The following is a 26,075-nucleotide window of genomic DNA, read 5'->3' on the forward strand; positions in this document are numbered from 1 at the left end:
CTATCAGTCCTAGAAATTATAGAGCCATTATCAGCAGATACATCAAGAGGTATCTGCTTTTTTTGCGAAATATTGAACAGAAAAAAATTGCTTGCCTTAAAGTGTACTTTAAGGTATATGCACGTATCATCTGGAAAGGTTAACATAGAAGATAATGACACTGTTTCCAATCGAATAAAAGATTTACTAAGAACAAGTTTGTACACTTAGAAAAAAGGAGTGCTCATATGAAAACATTATACTTAATGCGGCATGGCGAAACACTATTCAATCAACAGAAAAAAATCCAAGGTTGGTGTGATTCAACTCTGACGGAACTTGGAAGAAAACAAGCAGCAATAGCAAAAGATTATTTTGTTAAAAATGAGATCAAACTGGATAGTGCTTATGCTTCCACCTCAGAAAGAGCCTGTGATACTTTAGAATTGGTCACAGATTTAAATTATTCACGAGTAAAAGGACTAAAAGAATGGAACTTCGGTGATCTAGAAGCGGAACATGAGTATTTAAATCCGCCGCTGCCTTATGGAGATTTTTTCAAGGCCTTTGGTGGAGAAGGAGAGCTTGAGTTTCGGGAACGAGTGGCACGGTCAATTCTTGAGCTAGTTCAAGTGGATACTGGTAAAAATATTTTGATGGTCTCCCACGGGGCTTCCTGTAGACAATTTATGCGAGCGTGGGAGCATACGAGTGCGGTTGAACTTCAGGGGCGGATAGCAAACTGCTGTATTTTGAAATTTGCTTTTGATGGCAACCAGTTCCAGCTTTTAGAAATTATCAACCACGATTTTTCAGTTGTTCTATAAGAAAAAAAGCGATGCCACTTTAACAAGTAGTATCGTTTTTTAATCTGTTTTCGACTGTTCCGATAATATTCCGTTTTCGATCCATTTATTCTTCTTTTTAAAATCAGCCAGATTTTGTTGGTATTCTTTCGCGTATAAAAGCGAGAAAAGAGTATCCAAAATGTACTCAAAAGCAGCCTGAGAAGAGAAGGTGCTGACTTTTACGTAGTCTTTTTCCTCCTGAGTAATTACGATAGCTTGTGTGGCAAGGGCAATTAAGTTTGATTGGCTATTGCCAGTTAATAATATAGAAGGAACATTTTCATTTAAGAAGTGTTTCATCATTCGTTCATATTGTGGCATATTCCCACGATAAGTAATAAAAATGGCACAATCCTTATTGGTAAGATTTGCAGCATTCCAATCCTCATCGGCATATTCTTCTGCGATAATCAGAAATTTATTGATTTTTACTAATTTATTTTGAAAACTGCGAGCCCGGATCTGTGAATCGCCTTGAGCAAATAAAAAAATCCGTTCCGCATTTGCTAGCAGATCAACTGAATGATCTAGCACTTCAGTATCCAATTGTGCATAGGTTCGCTGTACTGTATTGATCGTTAAATCAGCGAGCTTCTTTGCAATATCTTTGGTTGAGTCCTGTGGCAGAAAAGGAAAATTAGCATCCACCGGTTCAGAACGGTAGAGGTCACTATGAGCAATCTCAGAAACTGCGATACGAAAATCGCGAAAGCCGTCATAGCCCATTTTTTGGGCAAGCCGAATAACGGAAGAATGGGAGGTATACGTATCTTTAGCGAGATTTGCCACGTTGATCGCCGGAATCGTTGCCAAGTTCTTTAAAATATAATCAGCAATTCGCTTCTCCGTATTGGTTAAATCCTGTTGCAGACGTAATTTATCAATTAAAAGCATGTCATCACCTTTTAGTTTGTATTTAATAGAGGAAGTATCCTAACTATCATACCTTAATTTCACTATTTTCAGAAGGAGAGGTATTCATGAAAACACTTTTTTGGTACAAATGTCCAAAAATACCTAGTTCATATTTGATAGATTGGATAAAACGACCTATTTTGCTCAGAAATCTTCTCAACGATTCGAATTTTCCTATAATAGAGCTATTAAAAGAAACCTTGGAGGGATTTATACATGTTAACGATCGCATATATTGGTAATGGGAAAAGTACCAACCGTTACCACTTACCATTCTCAACAAAATTGAAGGACAAAATTAAGGTCAAAACGATCTATTCACCAAGTGGACGAATCACCTGGGAAAAAAATCCAGGCACAGTTTATACTTCAGATATCAATGATATTTATAATGATCCAGAAATTCAGTTGGTGGTTGTTACAACACCAAGTCCATTACATTTTAAACTAGGAAAAGAAGTCTTGGAGCATGGAAAAAATGTTTTGATCGAAAAGCCTTTTACAGAAACGTTAGCAGAGGCGCAGGAATTGTATCGTTTAGCAGACGAAAAAGGTTTATTTATCCAATGTTATCAGAATCGCCGCTATGATTCAGATTTCTTAACCGTTCAAAAAGTGATTGAGAGCGGTGTGCTCGGTGATTTATTGGAGGTGGAAATGCATTATGATTACTACCGTCCAGAGGTTCCTGAAAGTGTTGAGAAATTCTCAATTGGAACAAGTTACCTTTATGGTCATGCCTGCCATACTTTGGATCAAGTCATTTCTTATTTCGGTCGTCCAGATGACGTTCATTATGAGGTACGTCAGCTTTTAGGTGATGATCGAATGAATGATTACTTTGATTTGGATCTCTTTTATGGTCGAATGAAGGTGTCGGTGAAATCTAGTTACTTTCGTTTAAAAGAACGACCAAGCTTTGTTGTTTATGGGAAGAAGGGTGTCTTTGTGAAGGCAACGAAGGACCGCCAAGAAGAACACTTAAAGATGTTCTATATGCCTGATAATAAGGATTTTGGGATTGATTTGCCTGAGCATTATGGTACGCTGACTTATATGGATGATGCTGGAGTTTACCATGAAGAGAAGGTCGTTTCGGAGGTTGGCGATTACAGTCGAGTCTATGAAGATATCTACGAAACATTGATTAACGGCAAACCAAAAGCCGTCAAGGATGAAGAAACACTGTTACAAATCGAAATGTTAGAAAAGGGTATTCAACAGGTGAAACACTAATTTAGAAGAAATGAGGGATACAGATGAAGTTAGCAATATTCGGTTCTGGAAAAATTGTTCAAGAATTTTTACCTATTACAAAGGACTTGCCTGAAATTGATGTCAAAGCGATTCTCGGTACCAAGAGAAGTCAAGAAAAAACAGAGAAGATTCAGGCAGAATATGGCATCGAAGCCTCTTATACGGATATCGATGAGTGTCTGAAAAGTGATGCCTTCGATACGGTGTATGTCGCTGTACCGAACCATTTGCATTACGGCTTCGCGAAGAAAGCGTTGGAGGCTGGTAAACATGTGATTTGTGAGAAGCCTTTTACTTTAAAACATGCAGAGCTGCTGGATTTGGAGCAATTAGCGCTTAAAAAAGATGTGGTGCTGGTTGAGGCTATTACCAATCAATATTTGGTAAATTACCAAGGCATCAAAGAAGCCAGCCAAAAAATTGGTAAATTGAAAATCATTGAGTGCAACTATTCGCAGTATTCTTCTCGCTATGATGCCTTTAAAGAAGGCACTATTTTGCCTGCTTTCAATCCGAAAATGGGTGGCGGCGCCTTAATGGATATTAATATTTATAATATTCATCTAGTCGTTGGTCTGTTAGGAAAACCTAAACACGTGCAGTATTATGCGAATATTGAACGAGCTATTGATACTTCAGGCATGCTGATACTTGATTATGGTGATGTGAAGGTTGTTTGTATCGGTGCCAAGGATTCAGAAGCAACGATCCGTTCAACCATTCAAGGAACAGAAGGCTCAGTTGTCGTAAATGGCCCAACGAATACGTTAGATAGTTATACGACTGAATCGCTTTCTGGTGAAAAAGAAACCTTTGACCATAAAGATCATCCTCATCGTATGTATGATGAGTTCAAGCTTTTCAGTCAAGTAATCAAAAATAAAGACATGGACTTCGTGAAGAAGCAGCTTGAGCATAGTAAGATCGTGATGGAGATTGTCGAAGCCTCGATTAATGATGCAGGAATCGTTTTAGGGTGATTCAGTTCCATCTTTTTTAATAAAACACTTGCCTTAAAGTGCACTTCAACGTGTATGGTAGGAGATAGTTAAGAAAGGTGGGAAATAGATGAAGTATGCAAAGTTAGGAAATACCGGCTTAGACGTTTCAAGAATTTGCTTAGGTTCAATGAGTTTTGGGGATCCAAAAAACTGGGTTCATAAATGGGTTCTGGAAGAAGCCGAGAGCAGACCCTTAATCAAACGGGCGTTAGATTTAGGCATCAACTTCTTTGATACAGCTAACGTATATTCTTTGGGACGCAGTGAAGAGATTCTTGGAAAAGCCTTGAAGGATTATGCCAATAGAGATGAGATCGTTTTGGCAACGAAGGTTCATCAGAAAATGTTTGATGGTCCCAACGGACAAGGCCTATCAAGAAAAGCGATTATGTCGCAAATTGATCAAAGCCTAGAGCGCCTGCAGACTGATTATGTAGATTTGTATATTATTCATCGTTGGGATTATGATACCCCGATCGAAGAAACGATGGAAGCTCTGCATGACGTTGTTAAGTCTGGTAAAGCACGCTATATTGGAGCATCTGCAATGTATGCCTATCAATTTCAACAAGCGAATACGATTGCAGAAAAAAATGGCTGGACAAAATTTGTTTCGATGCAAAACCATTTGAATTTGATTTACCGTGAAGAAGAGCGTGAAATGATTCCTTATTGTCGTTCTGAAAAGATCGCATTAACGCCTTATAGTCCGATGGCTTCTGGCAGATTGATTCGAGATCGTACAGCAGAAACACAACGAAGTACAACGGACGTCGTACAAAGAGCAAAATATGATGAAACGGCTGAAAAAGATCAGCTGATCATCGAGCGAGTAGCTGAATTAGCAGATAAATATGAAACGAATCGTGTGAATATTGCCCTAGGCTGGTTGCTGCAAAAGGATCCAGTAGTTGCTCCAGTCGTTGGAGCGACAAAAATGAGTCATATTGAAACGGCTGTGGGAGCGGTAGATTTCAAATTAACTCCAGAAGATGTGTTGTATTTGGAGGAGCCCTATGTTCCCCATAAAGTAATTGGACATAACTAATAATCCCTTTAAAGAAACTGTGCCAAACAAAATGGTGCAGTTTTTTTATTCTTCTTGACTTGAAGTGTACTTTAACGTTTATGCTAGTACTAAAGTATATCGAGGTGAGCAGGATGAAAAAGCTGTGTTGGTTGATACTTGTTTTGTTTTTTCTAGGTGCGTGTGGTGCCAATAATTCTGGGACCAATGACAGGAACAGTGAAGAGTCAGATAGTCAATCAAGTGAACGTTTGGAGTCGAAAAAAGCAGAGGGAGAGAATAAAATGAAAAAGCCGCTCATTGTGTATTATTCTTTGACTGAGAATACAAAAGAAGTTGCTGAAGAAATTCAAAAACAAACAGATGGGGAATTATTGAGGATCGAAACAGCCGAGCCTTATCCGGAGGTTTATGATGATGTTTTAGAGATTGTTCGCACACAAAGAAGCGACAATGAGTTGCCTGAAATTGTTTCAAAAGAGGTCAGTTTGTCTGATTATGATCGTATTTTTCTAGGGGCGCCGATTTGGTTTGGTGAACCGGCGTTGCCAGTAGAAAAGTGGCTCAGTGAAAATGATTTGACTGGCAAGAAGATTTATCCCTTCTTCACAAGCGGAAGCAGTTCTATCAATGAATCAATGGACAGATACAAAGTGGTGTTGACCCAATCAACTCTCAGTGAAGGTTTAGGGATCACGTCCTCAGATAAAAACGAGACATCTAAACTAGTACAAGAATGGTTGGAACAATTGGATTAAATAGTAGGAAGAGATGAGGCTGAGGTCGGCTTTATCTCTTTTATCCTTTCGGCGTTAAAAATGGTCCAGCTTAAAGTCCACTTTAAATCAAGAGTGAAGACTGATAAAATTGAAATGAAAAGGATACCAGCTACATTTATTTAACGAGATTATTTGTTTGAAAAACTAACATGAAGGGAAGTGAAAGAAATGAATATATCAGAAGTCGCAGAAAAATTCGATATGACACCAGCAACGATCCGTTACTATGAAAAGCAAGGACTGATCCCGCCAATTACCAGAAATTCTGTTGGAGTTCGCGATTTCCAAGAGGAGGATATCAGTTGGGTAGAATTTATAAAATGTATGCGTGATTCTGGACTATCGATTGATTCACTAGCGAAATATTCAGAGCTTTATCAGCAAGGATCCGCTACTTTGATTGAACGAAAAAAAATTTTGATCGAGGAATACCAAAAATTATTGGAAAAACAAAGACTGATCAATGGAACGGTGGCTCGTTTAGAAACAAAGCTGGAGAATTATGATCAAATGATTCAGAAATGCGAACAGCAGATCTTTTCCAACTCAAAAGAGGCTGTGTCTGAGAAAGTTTTGAAAGAGGTGTAAGTCATGTACCTGTTCCAAAGAATTGAGGAGGCAGCGTTTAAACAAAATGATGCGAGACGTACAATTGGAGAGTTCATACTTGAACATCGCGATCATCTTCAGGAATTAAGCATGGATGAAATTGCTAAGAGAACTTTTACATCAAAGCCGACACTGGTTCGTTTTGCAAAGTATTTTGATTATTCGGGTTGGAAAGAATTTATGTATGCCTTTACCCACGAGGTTGCTTACTATGATGAGAATGCCTATGAGGACGTCGATCCGAATTTTCCTTTCTCAGCTGAAGATGATTCGTTACAAGTTATTGAACATCTAATGAATCTAAAAATGCAAAGCATGAAGGATACGGTCGCGCATATTGCTGTAGAGGACTTGAATCGAGCAGCAAATCTGATCCAGAAAGCAGAGAATGTGGTGATCTACGGGACAAGTCCTAATTATTATTATGGCGAACTGTTCAAGCGGAATTTATTGACGATCCAAAAAAAAGCCTTTATGTCAAAATCAGGTGAAAATGGTATTACTTCCAGTTCATTGAGTTCTAAGGATTGTGCGATTATCCTCTCCTATTCTGGAAATAATCCTGACGAAAATCCCACGAGTAACGTAAAAATATTGAAGCGGTCTGGGGTTCCGATTATCAGTATTACTAGCGGAGGGAAAAACTATCTTAGAGATTATTCCGATGTCGTGTTGAACATTTCCAGTAAAGAAAAGCTCTATTCCAAGATTGCCAATTTTGCAACACAAGAATCGGTTCTATTTCTGTTAGATGTATTATTTGCTAAAATTTTTGCACTGAATTATGAAATCAATAAGAAGAATAAAATCGCAAATTCGAAAGTTTTGGAAGGAAAAAGGCAATCCAGCTACAAAGATATCTCTGAACAATTTTAAGAAGAGGATGTGGCAGAAGCTACTTCTGAAACATCGTTTATCTGGTAACAGGGCGTGTGACATTTTTTTGTCACACGCTCTGTTTTTGTTGAAAGTGAAACGTATTCCGAGAAATACCCATAGATTTTTAGAAAAACTGGAATACGTTTTAAGCTGTCACCAAACTATTGGAACCGCTATCTTCACATGTTAAGGTTCAGATACAAGCAAGACTTGATTAACCGGTTCGATCAAAAAAACATCTTGTTCTATTGAAAGGAGAATCCCATGAGTAAGAAATATGAAGGTTTGGCTCATGACATCATTGAAAAGCTGGGTGGCAAAAAGAATATTACGGAAGGCTATCACTGTCAAACACGTCTTCGTTTTAAAGTTCTCGATGAATCGAAAATTGATATCAAGGGTTTAGAAAGTTTGGATGGTGTGACAAAATATATTTTTAACGCAGGTGTGCATCAGATAGTGATCGGTACCCACGTGAAAGATGTTTTTGAAGAAATCGAGAAAATCATTGATCTTGATCCGACAAAAGAAGTACAAGTAGAAAAAAAAGGCTCGCTAACGGCGATTATTGAATTTGTAGCCGCCACGTTCCAGCCAGTTATTCCAGCATTGTCAGGAGCCGGGATGGTCAAGGCTGTACTGGCCTTGCTGATCGTTTTCCAAGTCATCTCACCGGAATCGCAAACCTACTATTTATTGAACATGTTTGCCGATGGCGTTTTCTTCTTTCTACCGATCATCTTGGCATTCACAGAAGCACAAAAGCTGCGTTGTAATCCGATATTAGCTGCCTCAGTTGCAGCAATGATGATGCATCCTAACTGGGGAGCGTTAGTGACCGCAGGAGATCCAGTCAAATTCTTTGAAATTATTCCATTTACACTTGCTACGTATACTGGCTCTGTTATTCCGATTCTCTTAGTCATTTTTGTGCAATCCTATGTCGAAAAATTCTTAAATCGCGTAATACCCAAATCAGTTGAACTTGTATTTGTACCAATGCTGACCTTTTTAGTGATGGGTACACTGGCTTTTTCTGTGCTAGGACCTATAGGTAGTATCATCGGAGGGTACTTGGCGACATTCTTTACTTTCTTAAGTATCAATGCCAGTTGGGTACCAGCAGTTTTAATTGGTGGATTCTTACCAATTATGGTTATGTTTGGTCTTCATAACGGTGTGGCTCCGCTGGGTGTCATGCAGATGGCTGAACTTGGGTATGACAGTATTTTTGGGCCAGGGTGTGTGTGCTCAAATATCGCGCAAGCAACCGCAGCGGCAGTGGTCGCTTTTAGAACAAAAGATAAAAAATTACGTCAATTAGCAACCTCTGGCTCGATCACTGCCTATATGGGAATTACGGAACCAGTGTTATATGGTGTGAATCTGCCGAAAAAATATCCTTTGATTTCAGCTATGATCGGTGGAGGATTAGGTGGATTGTATGCTGGTTTGACTAATACTCATCGTTTTGCGACTGGTTCATCAGGGATTCCTGCCATCTTGCTCTATATCGGTGATGATACGATGCGCTTCTTCTGGAATATCGTGATTGCCTTAATTATTTCTGCTGTATCAACAGCTGTCCTGACCTATGTCTTAAGCTTTAAATTTGAAAAAGAAGCGAACATTCCAGAAATGAAAGAAGTCATTTTGGAAGACACGCTGATGATTAGTCCGATCAGAGGACAAATTATTCCGCTGAGTGCTGTTCATGATGAGGCATTTGCTTCTGAAGCGTTGGGAAAAGGGTTTGCGATTGCTCCAGCAGAAGGAAAGGTCGTAGCTCCCTTTGATGGCAAAATAGCTGCAATTTTCCCGACAAAGCATGCGATCGGTTTGGTTTCAGAGACAGGAGTAGAAATTTTGATTCACGTGGGATTAAATACAGTGGAATTGAACGGAAAATATTTTGAAGCGCTGGTTGAGGCGGATGAAATAGTCAAAAAAGGCCAGCCAATCTTAACCTTTGATTTAGAAAAAATTCAAGCGGCAGGATATGATACGCAAGTGCCGATTGTTGTGACCAATACACCGCAATATTCGTCGATCGAAACGATTGGCAGCGGACAAACGGATTGTGATGAAGCTATTTTAGCTGTCAGAGTGTAGCGATTTTGAACGGAAAATATGGAATTGAAAAGGAGAATGGAGATGGCTTTAGCTAAAAACTTTTTATGGGGTGGAGCAACTGCGGCGAATCAAACGGAGGGCGGTGTGTTAGAAGGTGGCAGAAAATTAGCCAATATCGATGTTCTGCCCTATGGAAAGGATCGAAAAAGAGTCGCTGCCGGGGAGTTAGAAATGCTCGAGTGGCAAGATGGGTATTATTATCCTGCGAAAGAAGCGATTGATATGTACCATCACTATATGGAAGATATCCAGCTTTTTGCTGAGATGGGGTTCAAGGTTTATCGGATGTCGCTTTCCTGGTCTCGGATTTTTCCAAATGGTGATGATCAAGAGCCGAATGAAGCGGGTCTAAAATTTTACGAAGCTATTTTCAACGAATTAAGGAAGCATGATATTGAACCTTTAGTTACCATCACTCACTTTGATATCCCGATTCATTTGGTTAAAGAATACGGTGGCTGGAGAAGCCGCAAGCTGATCGAATTTTATACACGTTACGCGAAAACAGTGTTAACGCGCTATAAAGGACTGGTCCATTATTGGCTGACAATCAATGAAATCAATATTTTGCTTCATCAACCCTTCGTAGGTGGTGGCATCGTTTTTAAAGAAGGTGAAAATAAAGAAGAAATTAAATACCAAGCGGCCCATCACCAATTGGTCGCCAGTGCATTAACAACCAAGATCGCCCATGAAATCGATCCTGAAAACAAAGTTGGCTGTATGTTGGCTGGCGGAAGCCACTATCCGTATACTTGTCGACCAGAAGATTATCAAGAAGCGATTAAGCGTGATCGAGAAGGCTATTTTTTTATTGACATCCAAGCGAGAGGAAACTATCCAAATTATGCGCTGAAGAAGTTTGAACGAGAAGGGCTAACGATTCAGATGGAGCCGGAGGACAAGGAAATATTGGCGGCATCACCAGTGGATTTTGTGACCTTTTCTTACTATTGTTCAAGAACCGTTAGCGCGCATTCTGAAGACTATCAGCAGGCTACCGGAAATCTATTTGCTTCGATCAAAAATGATAACTTGCCTTCAACCGAATGGGGGTGGCAGATCGATCCGCTGGGCTTGAGAAATTCCTTGAATCAGCTGTATGACCGCTATCAAAAACCACTATTTATTGTCGAAAACGGTCTAGGCGCTGTAGATATTCCCGATGAAAATGGATATGTCGCTGATGATTACCGCATTGATTATTTAGAAAAGCATGTCAAAGCCTTTATGGATGCCGTCGAAATTGATGGGGTAGAACTTCTTGGCTATACCACGTGGGGGTGTATTGACCTGATCGCGGCGAGTACCGGACAAATGAGTAAACGCTATGGCTTTGTCTATGTCGATCGAGATGATCAAGGCAATGGGACCTTAAAGCGAACAAAGAAAAAATCCTTTGATTGGTATAAGCAAGTCATCGCATCAAACGGGGAAAGCGTGAAGAAGCAATTGACTGCAAGTCTTCATTAGAAAACAATGGACTAGAAAATATAAGTGTAAGTGTTCCTTGTTTGCCAAAAGTAATTTGAAAAGCAGTCTCAAAAATAGTACGCTATTTAGTAATATAAGTTTCGTAAAATAGATTTTTGAGAATGTGAGGGCAACGATGGGGAAGGTAATTTTTTTAGATATTGATGGGACTTTATGTAATGATGCTGGGATTGTACCAGAGAGTGCGAAGATCGCGATTACAAAATCCTATGAAAAAGGACATCGCTTTTATTTATGTACAGGACGCTCTAAGGCGGAGCTTTCTGACGAAGTGCTTGATCTGCCGATTAGCGGGATCATTGGTGCTGGCGGTGGCTACTGTGAAGTGGATGGAGATGTGATCCTTCATCAGGTTTTTGATCCAAGTGAATTGAAAAAGCTGATCGGCTTCCTAGAGGGACACCGAATAGAGTATTATCTTGAGTCTAATCAAGGATTATTTGCGAGTGCTAATTTGAAAAATCGTCTGATCCAAATTAGTTTAGGCGATAGCGAAGAAGACTCTGAAGAAGGCCAGAAAAAAATAGAATCCATCAAATGGTTTTTGGATCTTTTGATTGAGGATCCAAGTTTGATTGATTACGAAGACGTAAATAAGCTTTCATTTGTGAATCATTCGATTCCCTATGAGTTGATCGCGGCGGAGTATGATGGCGACTTCCACATGTTAAGAAGCACTGTTCCTGTCTTTGGACCTGACAGCGGTGAGATAGGCTTGAAGGGAATCAATAAGAAGACGGCGATTGAACGAGTATTGAAGCATATCAAACGAGAGAAGAAGGATACGATAGCCTTTGGTGATGGCAATAATGATCTAGCGATGTTTGAAGCAGTAGAAATAGGGATTGCCATGGGAAATGCGAAGGAAGAATTAAAGGCGGCTGCTAATGAGGTTACCTTGAACCATGATGAGGGCGGAATTGCTTACGTGCTAGATAAATTAGATTAGTTAACTAGTTAAAGTGAAAAGCGATAGAAGGCTGGCGGATGATTCATCTAACGGCCTTTTGTTCATTGACAGTTATTTTCTAACGAATCTGCTATAGTAAAAGGAAAAAGAGGCATAGTATGGAAATCAGACTTTTACGTTATTTCTGGGCAGTTGCACAAGAAGGAAATGTGTCACGTGCAGCTCGACTGTTGAATATTACGCAACCGACGCTAAGCCGTCAAATTAAAGAGCTTGAGGAAACTATTGGGGCACCCCTGTTTCACCGTGAGAAAAATCGATTAAGTTTAACTAAAGATGGCTATTTTTTGAAAGAGCGAGCGGAGGAAATTTTGTCTTTGGATGAAAAGCTAGAGCAAGCTTTTTCTGCGAAACGGAAGGAACAATTAACTGGTGTAATCACGATTGGCTGTGTGGAGGCAGACAATTCAGATACCGTTGCGATGCTGTTGGAGGAATTGATCAGTGATTATCCCCAAATAAAGTTCAACTTAGTAACGGGCACAAGCGATGATATTTCCGATCGTCTCGAAAAAGGAATCTTGGATCTGGCAGTCTTGCTGGAGCCGGTTAGCTTGAACGAAGTTGAAACATTAGTTTTACCAAGAGAAGAAAAGTGGGGCTTGCTAGTCTCAAAGGAATTATTCATCGCTGATAAAGAAGTGTTACGACCAGAAGATATTAAGGGACTTCCAATCCTTTGTTCAGGTCGTTCTGAAGTGCAAAAACTATTTTCTAGTTGGTCGGGAGAATCACTTAAAGACTTGAATATAGTAGGTAACTTTAACTTGATCTTTAATGTTCTGCCATTAGTGGATCATAAGGTCGGGGCAGCATTGACGATTGAAGGAGCTATTTCGGATCGTAAGTTAGAAGAAGCCAAATTTATCCCATTAGAGCCTGCTGTTAAGACTCATTGTGTTCTAGTTTGGAAAAAGCGGGTACAGACTCCTGCTGTACAAGAGTTGATTAATCGATTCAATCATGCCTTTAAGCTATAGTGCTATGATTACATAGGCATTAGACATAGACAGAAAAGCGTCGTATTCTGAGATTGTTCAGGATACGATGCTTTTAATTTTGAAGACGTATTCGAAAAATGAAATGAGGAGGGATTATTATGGCTGCAATCGTTCTATTTTTCTCCAGAGCTGGGGAAAATTATATTAATGGCAAAAAGCAAATGATTTCAATTGGCAATACAGCAGTATTAGCAGAAAAGATTAGTTGCGAGCTGGATATTCCGATGTATCCATTAGCTCCAACGATTCCTTATTCAGAGAATTATGACGAAGCGGTGCAAAAGGCAGGAACCGAAAAAGATACTTTAGAGCGTGTAGAATATGAAAAATTACCGATTGATTTTGAGCAAGTGGATACGGTTTTTCTTGGATTTCCGAACTGGTGGGGAACCTATCCGCGAGTGGTTGCCGCTTTTCTAGCAGATCATGATTGGAAAAATAAGGTGATCTATCCTTTTTGCACCCATGAAGGCAGTGCATTCGGTTCAAGTATTCAAGATTTACGAAGAGCTTGTCCGCAAGCGGAAATCAAAACCGGTTTGGCAGTTCGCGGTTCTAAAGTTTCGTGTGCGGATACAGCGGTGAAGAATTGGCTGCTGGCTTATCAAGCTTAAAACAATTTTAGGAGGAAATTATAATGGCAAAACATGAAGAAGTAAAAAAAGGTGTGATTTTTCCAATCGGTGAAAAAAATGATGCCTACGCACAATATTTTATTGGTCAAAGTTATTTACAGTCTTTAGTTGCTGATCCAGCGATTAATGTTGGCGTTGGGAATGTCACTTTCGAACCTAGTTGCCGCAATAACTGGCATATCCACCGAGATGGGTATCAATTATTGTTAGTAACGGGTGGTGAAGGCTGGTATCAAGAAGAAGGAAAAGCAGCTCAGCGATTAAAAGCAGGTGATGTAATCATCACTCATGACGGTGTTAAGCATTGGCATGGCGCGACAAAAGATAGTTGGTTTGAGCATGTCGCCATCACAGCGGGAACGCCTGAGTGGCTAGAACCTGTATCAGATGAGTGGTATGAACAATTAGAAAAATAGGAGGAAACAGTATGAAAAAACAAACAGCAGGCAGAGAGCAATTAGGCGAATTTGCTCCGCAATTTGCGGCATTAAATGACGATGTTTTATTTGGGGAGGTCTGGGCGAAAGAAGAAGAGTTGTCTCCTCATGATCGTAGTCTGATTACCTGCTCTGCACTTTTAGCAATGGGCGCACCGCAATTGGAAGCTCATTTGAAAATTGCCAAAGAAAATGGCGTAACGAAGGAAGATATCAGTGCTTTAATCACCCATTTAGCGTTTTATGCCGGTTGGCCCAAAGCGTGGAGTGCCTTTTCTATGGCGAAGGAAATTTTTGAGTAAGAGAAGAGGAATAATTTTTATAATAATTGCTGATCCTCTGGAATATAACAACGTCTGCTCCTAAAACAATTTATCAGGAGTAGACGTTTTTTACACAAAAGTTTGGTTTATTTTTTTCGAAATTGTTGAAAGAGAAAGACAAAGATAAAGAAAAACAGTGCTTCCCAAAGTGTTGTTGTCCAGCTGTATCTTGGACTAATACCAAAAAATAAGTTCCCGATGTTAGAAATAATTAAATAAATAAGGGTAACCAAAAATGAGTTTAGTAATCTACGCATCATAAAGACCACACTCCATCCTTACCTAGCAGTATAAAATAGCTCGTTCTTTTCGTCCAATAATACCTTGGTAATCGTTGTTATTTTTTCTTCTCTTCCTTATCAAAGACGCCTGTTACGCCAATAGCGATCCCAATACAAAGCCATAAGGCTAAATTATCAAATAGCAGACCAAACACTAACCCCAACGCAATCCAATGCTTAGTGAATGATTATTTTTCATTCTCTCCCCGCTTTCTTTCAGCTGTGAACCTTGATAAGTATGCTGAATATCAGTTACTACAATCATTTTAAAGGAAAACAATTCAAAAGAGTAGCAAATCTCTTGGAAATGATTCGAACACAGTGAATGAATCCGTCGATTGTTTTCAATTTTCCCGCCTTATTTTTAAGGTATAATGAGCAAAGAAAATAAATAATCAAGGAAACTTCCACTTTATTGTGGAAGTTTTTTTTACTCTTTTTAAGAAAAAAATGAGTGCAACTTATCACTTTGAACAAGCTTAAAATAATGAATGCTGGTATTGATAATCTAGTTGGTTTTGATGGCTTTCTTTTTCTTATTTATCAATTTTTCAACAGCATTCATAAGCAATGCTTAAACACTATAAAATAACATATTTTAAATTCTGAATGTAGAGGGAAATCAACATAAAAATTTGTCTGCGCTTACATTTTTGCCAAAAAAGATTGCAAGAATCTCTACTTATCAAGAAAAATAAAGGGTTATATACTCACCTTAGACGAGAGGAAGATAGAAATGAAAGACCGAACAGCAAAAATATTGCGTATTTTTATAACTTCTGATTATCCTGTAACGCTTGAACAACTGGAAGAAGAATTTCATACTAGCTCGCGAACCATTCGAAATGAACTACGTGAAATTAACCTTCTATTGAGAACAAATCAGCTCCCAGAAGTGAAAAATCTCAGAAAAAAAGGGTATCACTTACTTTTGGATAAGGATCAAAAGCAACGACTGCTTGATCAGATGGATTCGTCAGAGGAAGAACACTACCTGGACCGTGAAAGCCGGATTTTTGATTTGATTCTTTCGTTTTCACTAGGTAAAAATGCGACCTTTCTTTATCAAAAGGAAGAAGCCTATCAAATTTCGAAAAGCTCATTGGATGAAGACATGCGACGCGTCAGAAATATACTGAAAGAATATGGGATCGAAGTTTTGAGCGTACCGAAACAAGGAATTGTGCTTCAAGGAGCGGAACGATCGATCCGAACAATGATCTACGATGTCATTAATACGTTTGTAGGAGTAATTTCGCCACAAGGTGAGCAGGAGGCATCGGTTAATTTAACGATTCTTCATCACTATATTTCTCCGCAGCTATTAAAAAAATTAGAACAGCTCTACGTAGATTCTGTGGACAAGATGGAAGATGCGATCTATCGCAATCAATTGCTGGTTTTTACAGCTGTCTGGCTAAGTCGATATATGCGGGAGGATTTAATCGCTAGTTCCGCTTGGGAAGCAGCCGATACTCCTCAAAGTGATATTCGTGATTTTGTCACAGCAATTTGCGATGCCTTTCAGCTTTCGCCTCCAGAGGTGGAAATCAAATACATCGTGTTTATGCTGAATACGTTCAATTCGCGTGATATGAACAACTCCATTGAATGGGTTCAAGCGCAGCTGCTTTCCATTCAGTTGATGCAATTTGTCGAAGAGAAAACGAAGATTCCTTTTTCCAGAAAAGAAGAAATGTTGCAGGAAGGGCTATATAAGCATTTAGTCGGCTTGATCAATCGCGTAAAAAGCGACATTCAAATCGTCAATCCGCTAAAGGAAAACGTCAAGAAAAATTACGGCAATATCTATTCTGCCATTCGTCACTTTACACCTTCGATCGAACAGGTTACAGGGAAACAGATTACGGAAGATGAGATTGCTTTTCTTACGATTCACTTTTCCACTTCTGTCAGTGCGATTAATCAGGATTTGCACTACATTTACAAAGCAGTTGTCATTTGTAATCACGGAGTTGCCACAGGGAAGCTGTTGTCAGAAAATCTGAAGGAGCTTTTCAATATAGAAGTTTTAGCGGTGTTGAGCTCGCGAGAATTAGATTTGATTGAAAAGCTTGATGTGGATTTGATTTTCAGTACAGTCGCTATTCACTATTCAAAAAAGCCAGTCCTAGAATTGGAGCCGATCATCAAGGAAGAGAGTAAAAAGAGGATTACTAGCTTTTTAAATACGAATCAAAAGCTTAAACGGTTAGTAAATCATCAAGATTCAACACAATTATTTTATGCACTGATTGAAACTATTGAGAAAAGTGGTGGAGAGGTATCCGGTAATATTTACAAGGAACTGGAAATGCTTTTCGATCAAAATCATTTAACGATAAACAAAAAGGAGATTCAGCCGATGTTAGAAGATGTATTAAAGGACAGCAATATTTTATTGAATGAGCAGGTAACGACTTGGGAGGATTCCATTCGCAGAGTTTCCGAACCCTTGATTAAAGAGAAGATAATCGAGCCCAGGTATGTGACTGCGATGATTGACTCGGTAAAAGAATATGGTCCTTACATTGTGATTGGCAAATACATCGCGTTGGCTCATGCTCGTCCTGAAGATGGCGTCAATTCTTTAGGGATTAGCGTTGCGACAATCAAGGAACCTATTGCTTTTGGGAATGAGGAAAACGACCCAGTCAAAATTATTTTTTGTCTGGCAGCGGTTGATTCTTACTCACATTTAAACATTATGAAGAGTCTGATTGAGCTAATCAATGATGAAGAAAAAATCGATCGACTGAGCGGAGAAACAGATATTGAACGGTTCAAAGAAATTTTATTTAGTTAAGGAATTATGCATAGTTCGATAAATATAATCAGAATGGAGAGAAAGAAAGATGGGAAGACAAGTATCAATTTTATTCGTATGTGGCGCAGGATTAGGGAGTAGTTTTGCTGCTCAAATGGCAGCAGAGGATGTCCTAAATGCACATGGGGTGGACGCAAAACTAGATCATGTAGATATTTCAACGGCGGCCTCCTCACAAACTGACATTATTATCACAGCACAAAATTTTCGATCACAGTTTGAAAAATTTTCGATTGATGAAGAGAAAACAGCCATTGTCTATTTAAAAAATATCGTCTCAAAACCGGAAATCGAAGAAAAGCTTCTACCAATTTTAGAAACAAAAGGGGCACTGTAAAATTTAAAGATAGCCGTTTTCCAGTTCCACACTTACCAGTTGATTAAGTGAACCCACTCAAAATAAAGCTGAGCGAATTTAGTAAAAGGGACTAGTGGAATGGTATACGGCATGAAAATCAAACTCATTTTTCAATTTTTAAAAAATGATTACATTACTATGAATAAGGATGCCAGTTTCACACTTACCAGTTGATTAAGTGAATCCACTCAAAATAAACCTGAGCGAATTTAGTAAAAGGGACTAGTGGAATGGTATACGGCATGAAAATCAGACTCATTTTTCGATTTTTGAAAAATGATTACATTACTATGAATAAGGAGCGAAACAAATGGGAGTAGTTAATTTTATCATCGAGAATATCTTAACGCAGGCATCGATCACAATTGCTTTGATTGCCATGTTAGGGCTGTGTTTGCAGAAAAAATCAGCGGGTCAAGTAGTATCTGGGACGTTGAAAACCTTGCTTGGTTTCCAGGTTTTGAGTGCTGGTTCCAGCATTATTGTTGGCAGCTTAACCTATTTTGGTGAAATCTTCACCGCAGGGTTCCACATGCAAGGAATTATTCCTTCGATCGAGGCGATCAACGGACAGGCGATGAATGAACTGGGGTTAGGACGTGATATCGCACTAACGTTTCTAGGTATTTTTATTGTTAATATTTTGATTGCCCGTTTTACAAAATGGAAATACATTTTCTTAACTGGTCAAGCAATTCTATGGATGGCGACAATGACAACTGTTTTTGGTTACTTTGCTGGCCTAAGAGGTTTAGTGCTGATCGTAGTCGGAAGTATCGTTGGGGCAATTTTCGCGGTAGCTATGCCGGCGATTGCACAGCCTATTATTCGGAAGATTACTGGCTCAGACGATATTGCGCTGGGACATTTCTGTACAATCGGTTACATGTTTGAAGCGGGGGTAGCCTATATTTTCGGTGAACGCGGCGAGAATAAAAAATCAATTGAAGACATCAATTTGTCAAAATCCTTTGAGTTCCTGCAGGACACGTATTTATCCGTAATGGTAGTAATGGTGCCGTTATATATTATTACTGCTGCATTCGCAGGTGCCGGTGTAGGTGATCATGGCTCACAACACTATCTGATGTTTGCCTTCTTACAAGCCATTCAATTTGTGGTGGGTGTATATGTCTTGCTTTCAGGGGTACGTTTGTTGTTAGGGGAAATCGTTCCAGCCTTCCGCGGAATCGCGATGAAGCTGGTACCGAATGCGATTCCTGCATTAGATTGTCCAGTATTTTTCCCATATTCACCAAATGCAGTAATCTTAGGCTTCATTACAACAACGATTGGTACGATCATCGCCATGTTTGTATTGCCAACATTTGGTTTAGCCATGATTTTACCAGGAATGCTGACCAACTTCTTTGCCGGAGGTACAGCGGGGATTTTCGGAAATGCGGCTGGTGGACGTCGCGGCGCAATCATCGGTGGGATCGCCCACGGCTTCTTCATTACCTTACTACCAGCGCTTTTGGTAACGATCTTTAATCAAATGGGCTTTGTCAACGCGACTGCAACCGATGTGGATACTGTAGCTGCCGCATTACTTTATGCGTGGATTCTTAGTCCGATTTTGAAAATGTTCTAATTAGGAGGTTTTACAATGTTTGGTTTTTTTAAGAAAAAGAGCAAACCGGAAAAGACAGAGGAGAAAGTTGAACTTTCCACAGAAGAGAAAGATCGCTTAAACGAGGATAACCAGCAATTATTATCTAAAATCTCTGCTACGTCAGACGATCAAACCGAGTTGGCGCGTTTACATGAACAACTGGGGCTGAACTATGCCAAGCTGGAACAAACGGATAACGCCATCGAAAGTTTAGAAAAAAGTTTAGAAGAAAAACTGACGATCGGTGACGGCTACAAAAAACTAATGAGTCTTTATAACGGAAAACGGGCAGAAGCTGCTCACAATGGCGATGACGCAGGCATCGAAAAGTACATGAGCAAAATGGACGAGATGCGCCAAATCGCAAAAAAAGTAACGATCAGCGGTTAACTAATTAAGGGAAAAGAAGGTATTGAATAAATGTATAAAACATTAAAAGAGGTAACACAAATAGCAGAAGAGTTGAATATGACGATTGGGGCTTTTAACACCCACAATTTAGAAATGCTGCCGGAAATGATTCGGGCGGCTAAAGAAAAGGGCGCACCAATCATCATTCAAACCAGTATTGATACAGCGAAATACATTGGTTATGACCTGATGGTGGCAGTAGTGAAAGAAATCGCTAATACAGAGATGGTAGATGTTGCGTTGCATTTAGACCATGCCAGAGATTTTAATGAGATCAAAGCGGCAATCGATGCCGGCTACTCTAGTGTTATGTATGACGGCTCACATCTGCCGTTCAAGGAAAATATTGCTAAAACAAAAGCAGTGGTTGAGTATGCGCATGCGAAGGGTGTTTCTGTTGAAGGAGAGCTAGGGACTATCGGCGGAACAGAAGAAGGCATCTCAGTAGCTGAAGATGACAAAGTCTATACAAGGCCTGAGGATGCGGTAGAATTTGTCAAGCAAACAGATATTGATGCGTTAGCAATTGCGATTGGCACCAATCACGGACAATTCAAATCTAAAACTGAAGTCAATATTCCATTGTTAAAAGAGATCCATGCAGTCGTTGATGTGCCCTTGGTCATCCATGGTGGGACGGGTGTAAAAGAAGAGGATTATCCAGAACTGATCAATAATGGGATTCGTAAATTCAACGTTGGGACTGAATTACTCGTTAATTGGACGAAGGTCGCGAAAGAATCCTTCGGGGAAACCGAAGTGAATAAATCCCTACGTCACAACGTGATTCCAGCCAATCTGGCGGTCAAAGAGATCGTCAAACATAAAATCGGCCTGTTTATGAATGTAGACAGTCCATTGGCGATGCAAAAATAAAATGAAGAAGTACTTGATTTTGATTGCCGGCAGTCCCGCTACTGGAAAATCATACTTGATCAATGAAATGCGGCGTGTTTTAGGTGATTTTTTCCTGATCACGCCGGATGAGGGAAAGGAAATTTTGGCCGATACAATTGGCTTTAATAATCTCACCGAAAAAGCTGAGCTGGAGGAAAGGGTTTGGGATTTTTATTACAGCGCACTGGCCCTTTACATGGATGTCGGAAAACGCATCGTGGTCTCCGAATATCCTTTCAGCGATAAGCAAAAAGACAAATTGAGCGTTTTGGCTGAACGATACGAATATGAGCCTATCACCATTCGCTTAGTCGCAGATTTTGACACACTTTGGGCTCGCAGAAAAGTCAGAGATGTCGAGCCAGATCGTCATTTGAGCCATATTATGAGCCATTACCGTTTTGGCGATGAGTTAATTGATCGAAGCCAAGCAGATAATTTAATTACGGAAGAGGCCTTTCGCGAAATTATCGAGAAGCGCGGCTACAACCATTTTGAATTAGGCAGTTTGGTGGAGTTTGATGTCTCTGACTTTTCGACGGTCGATTACAAACCTTTTCTAAAAGAATTAGCTGAACGAATTGCACAGAACCGTTGATTAGTAATAATTAATGGTTCTTTTTAATGGGCTTACTTACTTATTTAGAGAGAAGTAAAGCAGTGAATCAAATTTCGGAATTGTTTTTTTAAAGAATTTGTGTTGACAATCAATCGGTGACATCGTATGATAATTATGAAATCGATACCATAAGGCGGTGAGATATTGGCAACAATTAAAGATGTAGCGAAAAAAGCAGGTCTATCTGTTTCGACAGTTTCTAGATACTTAAACAATCACCCATATATTTCTGAAGACAAACGTAAACGAATTCAAGCGGCAATGGCCGAATTGGATTATACTCCCAGCTCGGTCGCAACGCAGCTTCGCTCCAAAAAAGGAACGATGATTGGTATTTTAGTTTCACGTATCGTGAATCCGTTCTTTTCTCATTTGGTCGATTCTATTGAAAAAAGTGCTCGATCTCACGGCTATAACGTGCTAGTCATGCAAACTTATGATGATAAAAAGGCCGAGACGAATATGTTGGAGATGCTGAAGCAACAGGTGATTGCCGGCCTGATCATGTGCTCGATCGAAGGCGATCCAAATGTTATTGAAGCGTACCAAGAATATGGGCCGATTGTTTTATGTAATGAACAAATTCCCGGTGCCGATTTACCACAGGTTTACACGAACCAAGAAGCTGCCAGCTTTGATGCAACGGAGTATTTGATCAGTAAAGGATATAAAAAAATCGCTTATTGTACAGGCGGCACCTTGACTCGAGGTGGGCACGGAAACTCTCGTACTGAAGGATTTGAACGGGCAGTCAATGAGCACAAGCTGCCAATGAAAATTGATTGGATCTTTAAGCAAGTGCATACGATCGAAGATGGCAGGCAAGTAGCGGATAAGCTATTATCCTTGCCAGAGGAAAATCGACCGGATGCCGTATTTACCAGCAGTGACGAAGTAGCAAGCGGTATTTTAGAGCGATACTTGGAAGTGGGCAAGCGGGTGCCTGAGGACTTGGCGATTATGGGATTCGATAATCAGCCTTTCACCGGAATGTTGGCAGTACCATTGACAACAATTGCACAACCAATTGAAGCACTGGGACGAGAGTCTACCAATTGGCTGATCGCTCGTATGGAAGAAAAGGATTATCAATTGGATGTTTCTGAACTAGTATTAGACTTAATTATACGAAAATCTGCTTAAGCAGATTTTTTTGAAACCAAATGTGATATCGATACCACAAAAGGAGAGAACACTCATGGAAATGATTTTAAAGGAAAAACAGCAACAAAATGAGGAACAGAATTTTTGGAAGGAAGAAGTCGTCTATCAGATTTATCCAAAGAGTTTTTATGACAGCAACGGGGACGGCATTGGTGATATTAAAGGGATTACCCAGAAGCTGGGTTATTTAGCAGAACTTGGTGTAACGATGTTATGGATTTGTCCAATTTTTACCTCGCCAATGGTTGATAATGGGTACGATATAGCCGATTATAAAGGTATACAAGCAGAATTTGGTACGATAGAGGATTTAACGGAGTTGATCGAAGCTGCGAAGGCGAGAGGAATGAAACTGATTCTTGATTTGGTCGTCAACCATTCTTCTGACGAACATGCGTGGTTCCAAGCCGCTTTAGCAGATCCAGAAAGTCCCTATCGTGATTATTATATTTTTAAAGCGGGTAAAGCAGGCAACCTGCCGAATAATTGGCGTTCGATTTTTGGCGGAAGCGTTTGGGAGCCAGTACCAAATGAGGACAACATGTATTATTTCCATACCTTTGATAAAAGACAGCCTGATCTGAATTGGGAAAATCCAGCCTTGAGACAAGAAATCTATGAAATGATCAATTGGTGGCTGGAGAAGGGAATTGCTGGTTTTCGTATTGATTCGATCACTTTTATTAAAAAGGATCAGGATTACGGAGATGTAGAAATTGACGGCAGTGATGGCTTAGGCAGTGTCAAAAATAAAACTAGAAATCGTCCCGGGATCGAAAAATTCTTAACAGAATTAAACCGCGAAACTTTCCAAAAATATCGATGCGTCAGTGTCGGTGAAGCCCCCGGCGTTCCCTATGATCAATATGATCAATATATAGGTGAAGACGGCTATTTCAATATGATTTTTGACTTTCATTACGCAGATGTCGATGTGGAAAACGGCAGCGAATGGTTCCGCCGCACCAATTGGCAGACACAGGACTTGAAAGAGTTGGTTTTTAAAAGTCAAAACGCGATCCAAAAGAGCGGATGGGGTGCCAACTTCTTAGAAAACCATGATCAACCACGATCACTATCAAAATATATAACGGATGAACGCTATCAGAACGAGATAGGAGCGAAGGCATTAGGAACAATCTTCTTTTTCTTACGAGGGACACCATTTATTTATCAAGGACAAGAAATCGGGATGAAGAACTTTCAACGGGAATCAATCGAGGATTTCAATGATGTGTCCAGTATTGATAATTACCATCGTTCATTGCTAGAAGGATTTTCTAAGGAAGAAGCGCTGAATTTTGTTAATCAACGTTCGAGAGACAATACCCGTACGCCGTTTCCGTGGAATGCTACAGTGAATGCAGGATTTAGTAAATCAAACGAGTCCTGGTTAAAATTGACGGGTGATCAAGCTGAGGTGAACGCAGCGGATCAGATTAACCGTTCAGATTCTGTTTTTTCTCACTATCAGCAAATGATCCACTTACGAAATCATTCAGAGTATCGCGACATTTTGATTTATGGTCAGTTTGTTCCATTAAATACAGCCGATGCAGTGATTGCTTATGAACGAGTTGGAAAGGAAACCGTGCAAGTGTTTGTCAATCTAAGCAATCAGGAGCAGGAAATCGAAACTTCAGGCGAGGTTTTATTGAACAATTATCACGAATTGCAGGAGCAAGCTGGGACGAAGGTATTGCAGCCTTACCAAGCCGTTGTCATCAGAAAGGGTGAAAATCATGACTAAAATAAATTATCAAGAGATCGCTAAAAAACTTGTTGCAGTCGTAGGAGAAGACAATATTGTCTCTGCTACGCACTGCGCGACGCGTTTACGGTTGCAGGTAAAAGATCGCAAGGCCATTGATGACAGTCAGGTGGAACAAGTCGAAGAAGTTAAAGGAGTCTTTTATAATGCCGGGCAGTATCAGATTATTTTGGGCACGGGAGTCGTGAATAAAGTCTATGATGCCCTGCAGTCACTGTACGCATTTGACGAAGTATCGAAGGATCAAATGGCGAAGGATGATTCGTCTCCGCTGCAGCGAGCCGTTAGAAATATCGCGGATATTTTTGTTCCCATCATCCCGATTCTTGGTGCGACCGGTCTATTCCTTGGATTGAAGGGAGTATTGTTTAATGAAACCGTTCTAAATGTGATGGGGTTAACGCCCGATAGTGTTCCAGAATGGTTGAGTGCCTCTGTCACTGTTTTGACGGACACCGCGTTTGGCTTTTTAACCGCTTTTATCTGCTGGTCAGCCTTCAAGAAGTTAGGCGGACTGCCAATTATTGGATTCTTGATCGGGTTGATGCTGGTTTCTCCAGCGTTGCCAAATGCATACGCAGTGGCAGGGGGAACGGCGGAACCAATTATGGCTTTTGGAATGATCCCGCTAGTCGGTTATCAAGGCTCGATTCTAACGGCGTTGATAACCGGGATGATCGGTGCGACGTTGGAGAAAAAATTACGGAAAATCATGCCGAATGCGATGGATTTAATTTTTACACCATTTTTAGTGATTCTTGTCTCCGTATTTGTCGCGTTGTTTGTCTTAGGCCCCATCGTTCATGCTTTTGAAGGTCAGGCGGTCAAGGTCATTGAGTTGTTCTTGCATCTGCCATTTAGTATTGGTGGTTTAATCATTGGGTTCCTGTATCCGATTGCGGTAATGACAGGGATGCACCATATGTTCATTATGATTGAGACCTCGTTAATTGCTTCAACTGGCTTTAATCCGCTGATCACTGTTTGTGCAATGTATGGCTTTGCGAATGCGGCGGTCTGTTTGGCGATTGCTTTAAGGACAAAAAGTGCTTCAGTGAAAACAGCAGGTATCTCGGCAACCATTACCCAAATGCTAGGAGTAAGCGAGCCAGCTTTATTCGGTGTCGTGATGCGCACGGGAATGAAAGCGATCTTAGTCATGTTAGGTAGTTCTGCCGTTGGCGGTATGGTTCTCTCGCTATTAGGCGTTCAAGCGAATAGCTACGGTTTAGCTGTTTTGCTCTCACCTTTGATGTATATTTACGAACCTTATCAAGTAATTACTTATATAGTAGTGGGAGTCGCAACCTTCATTTTGGCCTTTGTGCTAACAAATCTATTCGTCATTAAAAAAAGTGAGACGATTGAGAAAGTGGCGAAAACTCAAGTAAGTGCTCAAAATGTTAAGGTATATTCACCGATCGAAGGCGAGATTATTCCAATCACGGAAGTCAATGACCAAGTGTTTGCCAGCAAAATGATGGGAGAAGGGTTTGCGGTCTTACCAAGTAATGGAACGATCAAAGCACCTATTTCTGGGATTGTAAAAATGATCGCACCAACGAAACATGCTATCGGAATCGTGACGGATGACGGCATGGAATTATTGCTTCATCTAGGCATTGATACCGTTGAGTTAAATGGTGCTCCTTTCAATTTAACTATCAAAGAGGGCGAAATGATTCAACAAGGTCAAGTGATTGGAACGATTGATTTGAAAAGGATCGAGGAAAATGACAAAGATGCGACTGTGATGGTGGTGATCACTGATTCGAAGAAAACGATTGCAGGATTGGAATACAATCAGGATTATGTGCAACCCATTTTAGGATCATAGAGACCTTA

Annotated in this window: 25 protein-coding genes; 23 read left to right on the forward strand and 2 right to left on the reverse strand. The window is 40.0% G+C overall.

Annotated features, from left to right (window positions below):
• The first annotated feature begins 227 nt into the window (after window positions 1–227).
• Entirely contained in the window at window positions 228–806 is a 579-nt protein-coding gene (locus RV13_RS15695; protein WP_010744314.1) for a histidine phosphatase family protein, read from the forward strand.
• A gap of 39 nt (window positions 807–845) precedes the next feature.
• On the opposite strand, the gene RV13_RS15700 is transcribed toward RV13_RS15695, so the two are convergent.
• A complete protein-coding gene (locus RV13_RS15700) occupies window positions 846–1,721 on the reverse strand; it encodes a MurR/RpiR family transcriptional regulator (RefSeq protein WP_010744315.1) in 876 nt (291 codons plus the stop codon).
• Window positions 1,722–1,958: 237 nt separating this feature from the next.
• On the opposite strand from RV13_RS15700, the gene RV13_RS15705 reads away from it, so the two are divergent.
• From RV13_RS15705 to RV13_RS15765, 13 genes are all read left to right on the forward strand, one after another.
• Window positions 1,959–2,978, forward strand: a complete 1,020-nt coding sequence (locus tag RV13_RS15705; protein ID WP_010744316.1) for a Gfo/Idh/MocA family oxidoreductase — start codon at window positions 1,959–1,961, stop codon at window positions 2,976–2,978.
• A gap of 23 nt (window positions 2,979–3,001) precedes the next feature.
• The gene (locus RV13_RS15710) at window positions 3,002–3,979 is read left to right on the forward strand and encodes a Gfo/Idh/MocA family protein (RefSeq protein ID WP_010744317.1); all 978 of its coding nucleotides are present in this window, start codon (window positions 3,002–3,004) and stop codon (window positions 3,977–3,979) included.
• A gap of 88 nt (window positions 3,980–4,067) precedes the next feature.
• Window positions 4,068–5,048 carry an aldo/keto reductase gene (locus tag RV13_RS15715; protein ID WP_010744318.1) on the forward strand — a complete coding sequence of 327 codons (981 nt, stop codon included), beginning with the start codon at window positions 4,068–4,070 and terminating at the stop codon, window positions 5,046–5,048.
• A 113-nt stretch (window positions 5,049–5,161) separates the two neighbouring features.
• Complete coding sequence (locus RV13_RS15720) at window positions 5,162–5,785, forward strand: flavodoxin (RefSeq protein WP_010744319.1); 624 nt, start codon at window positions 5,162–5,164, stop codon at window positions 5,783–5,785.
• A gap of 189 nt (window positions 5,786–5,974) precedes the next feature.
• Entirely contained in the window at window positions 5,975–6,394 is a 420-nt protein-coding gene (locus RV13_RS15725) for a MerR family transcriptional regulator (RefSeq protein ID WP_010744320.1), read from the forward strand.
• A gap of 3 nt (window positions 6,395–6,397) precedes the next feature.
• On the forward strand, window positions 6,398–7,291 hold the full coding sequence (locus RV13_RS15730; protein ID WP_010744321.1) for a MurR/RpiR family transcriptional regulator: 894 nt from the start codon (window positions 6,398–6,400) through the stop codon (window positions 7,289–7,291).
• A gap of 267 nt (window positions 7,292–7,558) precedes the next feature.
• A complete protein-coding gene (locus RV13_RS15735; RefSeq protein WP_070723378.1) occupies window positions 7,559–9,406 on the forward strand; it encodes a beta-glucoside-specific PTS transporter subunit IIABC in 1,848 nt (615 codons plus the stop codon).
• Window positions 9,407–9,448: 42 nt separating this feature from the next.
• Complete coding sequence (locus RV13_RS15740) at window positions 9,449–10,900, forward strand: 6-phospho-beta-glucosidase (RefSeq protein ID WP_010744323.1); 1,452 nt, start codon at window positions 9,449–9,451, stop codon at window positions 10,898–10,900.
• A 136-nt stretch (window positions 10,901–11,036) separates the two neighbouring features.
• Window positions 11,037–11,870: a Cof-type HAD-IIB family hydrolase gene (locus RV13_RS15745; RefSeq protein ID WP_010744324.1), complete on the forward strand. Its 834-nt coding sequence runs from the start codon at window positions 11,037–11,039 to the stop codon at window positions 11,868–11,870.
• Between the two features lie 119 nt (window positions 11,871–11,989).
• Window positions 11,990–12,871, forward strand: coding sequence for a LysR family transcriptional regulator (locus tag RV13_RS15750; RefSeq protein ID WP_060789067.1), 882 nt, complete (start codon window positions 11,990–11,992; stop codon window positions 12,869–12,871).
• Window positions 12,872–12,990: 119 nt separating this feature from the next.
• The gene (locus tag RV13_RS15755; protein WP_010744326.1) at window positions 12,991–13,506 is read left to right on the forward strand and encodes a flavodoxin; all 516 of its coding nucleotides are present in this window, start codon (window positions 12,991–12,993) and stop codon (window positions 13,504–13,506) included.
• Window positions 13,507–13,529: 23 nt separating this feature from the next.
• Window positions 13,530–13,943: a cupin domain-containing protein gene (locus RV13_RS15760; RefSeq protein WP_010744327.1), complete on the forward strand. Its 414-nt coding sequence runs from the start codon at window positions 13,530–13,532 to the stop codon at window positions 13,941–13,943.
• 11 nt (window positions 13,944–13,954) lie between these two features.
• Entirely contained in the window at window positions 13,955–14,266 is a 312-nt protein-coding gene (locus RV13_RS15765) for a carboxymuconolactone decarboxylase family protein (protein WP_010744328.1), read from the forward strand.
• Between the two features lie 358 nt (window positions 14,267–14,624).
• Here the strand turns inward: RV13_RS15765 and RV13_RS21750 are convergent, their stop codons facing one another.
• Window positions 14,625–14,732, reverse strand: coding sequence for a hypothetical protein (locus RV13_RS21750; RefSeq protein ID WP_472925603.1), 108 nt, complete (start codon window positions 14,730–14,732; stop codon window positions 14,625–14,627).
• A gap of 572 nt (window positions 14,733–15,304) precedes the next feature.
• Here RV13_RS21750 and RV13_RS15770 point away from each other — a divergent pair.
• The 9 genes from RV13_RS15770 to RV13_RS15810 all read left to right on the forward strand — a co-directional run bounded on the left by RV13_RS15770 (window position 15,305) and on the right by RV13_RS15810 (window position 26,067).
• Window positions 15,305–17,374 (forward strand): BglG family transcription antiterminator, encoded by a 2,070-nt coding sequence (locus RV13_RS15770; RefSeq protein ID WP_010744329.1) that lies wholly within the window; start codon window positions 15,305–15,307, stop codon window positions 17,372–17,374.
• Between the two features lie 49 nt (window positions 17,375–17,423).
• On the forward strand, window positions 17,424–17,732 hold the full coding sequence (locus RV13_RS15775; protein ID WP_010744330.1) for a PTS sugar transporter subunit IIB: 309 nt from the start codon (window positions 17,424–17,426) through the stop codon (window positions 17,730–17,732).
• A gap of 331 nt (window positions 17,733–18,063) precedes the next feature.
• A complete protein-coding gene (locus tag RV13_RS15780; RefSeq protein ID WP_010743341.1) occupies window positions 18,064–19,347 on the forward strand; it encodes a PTS sugar transporter subunit IIC in 1,284 nt (427 codons plus the stop codon).
• 15 nt (window positions 19,348–19,362) lie between these two features.
• Entirely contained in the window at window positions 19,363–19,758 is a 396-nt protein-coding gene (locus RV13_RS15785) for a hypothetical protein (protein ID WP_010743342.1), read from the forward strand.
• Between the two features lie 30 nt (window positions 19,759–19,788).
• Window positions 19,789–20,655: a class II fructose-bisphosphate aldolase gene (locus tag RV13_RS15790; RefSeq protein ID WP_010743343.1), complete on the forward strand. Its 867-nt coding sequence runs from the start codon at window positions 19,789–19,791 to the stop codon at window positions 20,653–20,655.
• Between the two features lies 1 nt (window position 20,656).
• A complete protein-coding gene (locus RV13_RS15795) occupies window positions 20,657–21,274 on the forward strand; it encodes a P-loop nucleotide/nucleoside kinase family protein (RefSeq protein ID WP_010743344.1) in 618 nt (205 codons plus the stop codon).
• 165 nt (window positions 21,275–21,439) lie between these two features.
• Entirely contained in the window at window positions 21,440–22,438 is a 999-nt protein-coding gene (locus RV13_RS15800; protein WP_010743345.1) for a LacI family DNA-binding transcriptional regulator, read from the forward strand.
• Window positions 22,439–22,493: 55 nt separating this feature from the next.
• Window positions 22,494–24,209, forward strand: a complete 1,716-nt coding sequence (locus RV13_RS15805) for an alpha-glucosidase (RefSeq protein WP_010743346.1) — start codon at window positions 22,494–22,496, stop codon at window positions 24,207–24,209.
• Window positions 24,202–26,067, forward strand: a complete 1,866-nt coding sequence (locus tag RV13_RS15810; RefSeq protein WP_060789066.1) for a PTS sucrose transporter subunit IIABC — start codon at window positions 24,202–24,204, stop codon at window positions 26,065–26,067. Before RV13_RS15805 ends, RV13_RS15810 begins: the two co-directional genes overlap by 8 nt.
• The last annotated feature ends 8 nt before the right edge of the window (window positions 26,068–26,075 follow it).

The sequence above is a fragment of the Enterococcus raffinosus genome (assembly GCF_001886185.1).
In the GTDB taxonomy this organism is placed as follows: Bacteria; Bacillota; Bacilli; order Lactobacillales; family Enterococcaceae; genus Enterococcus_A; species Enterococcus_A raffinosus.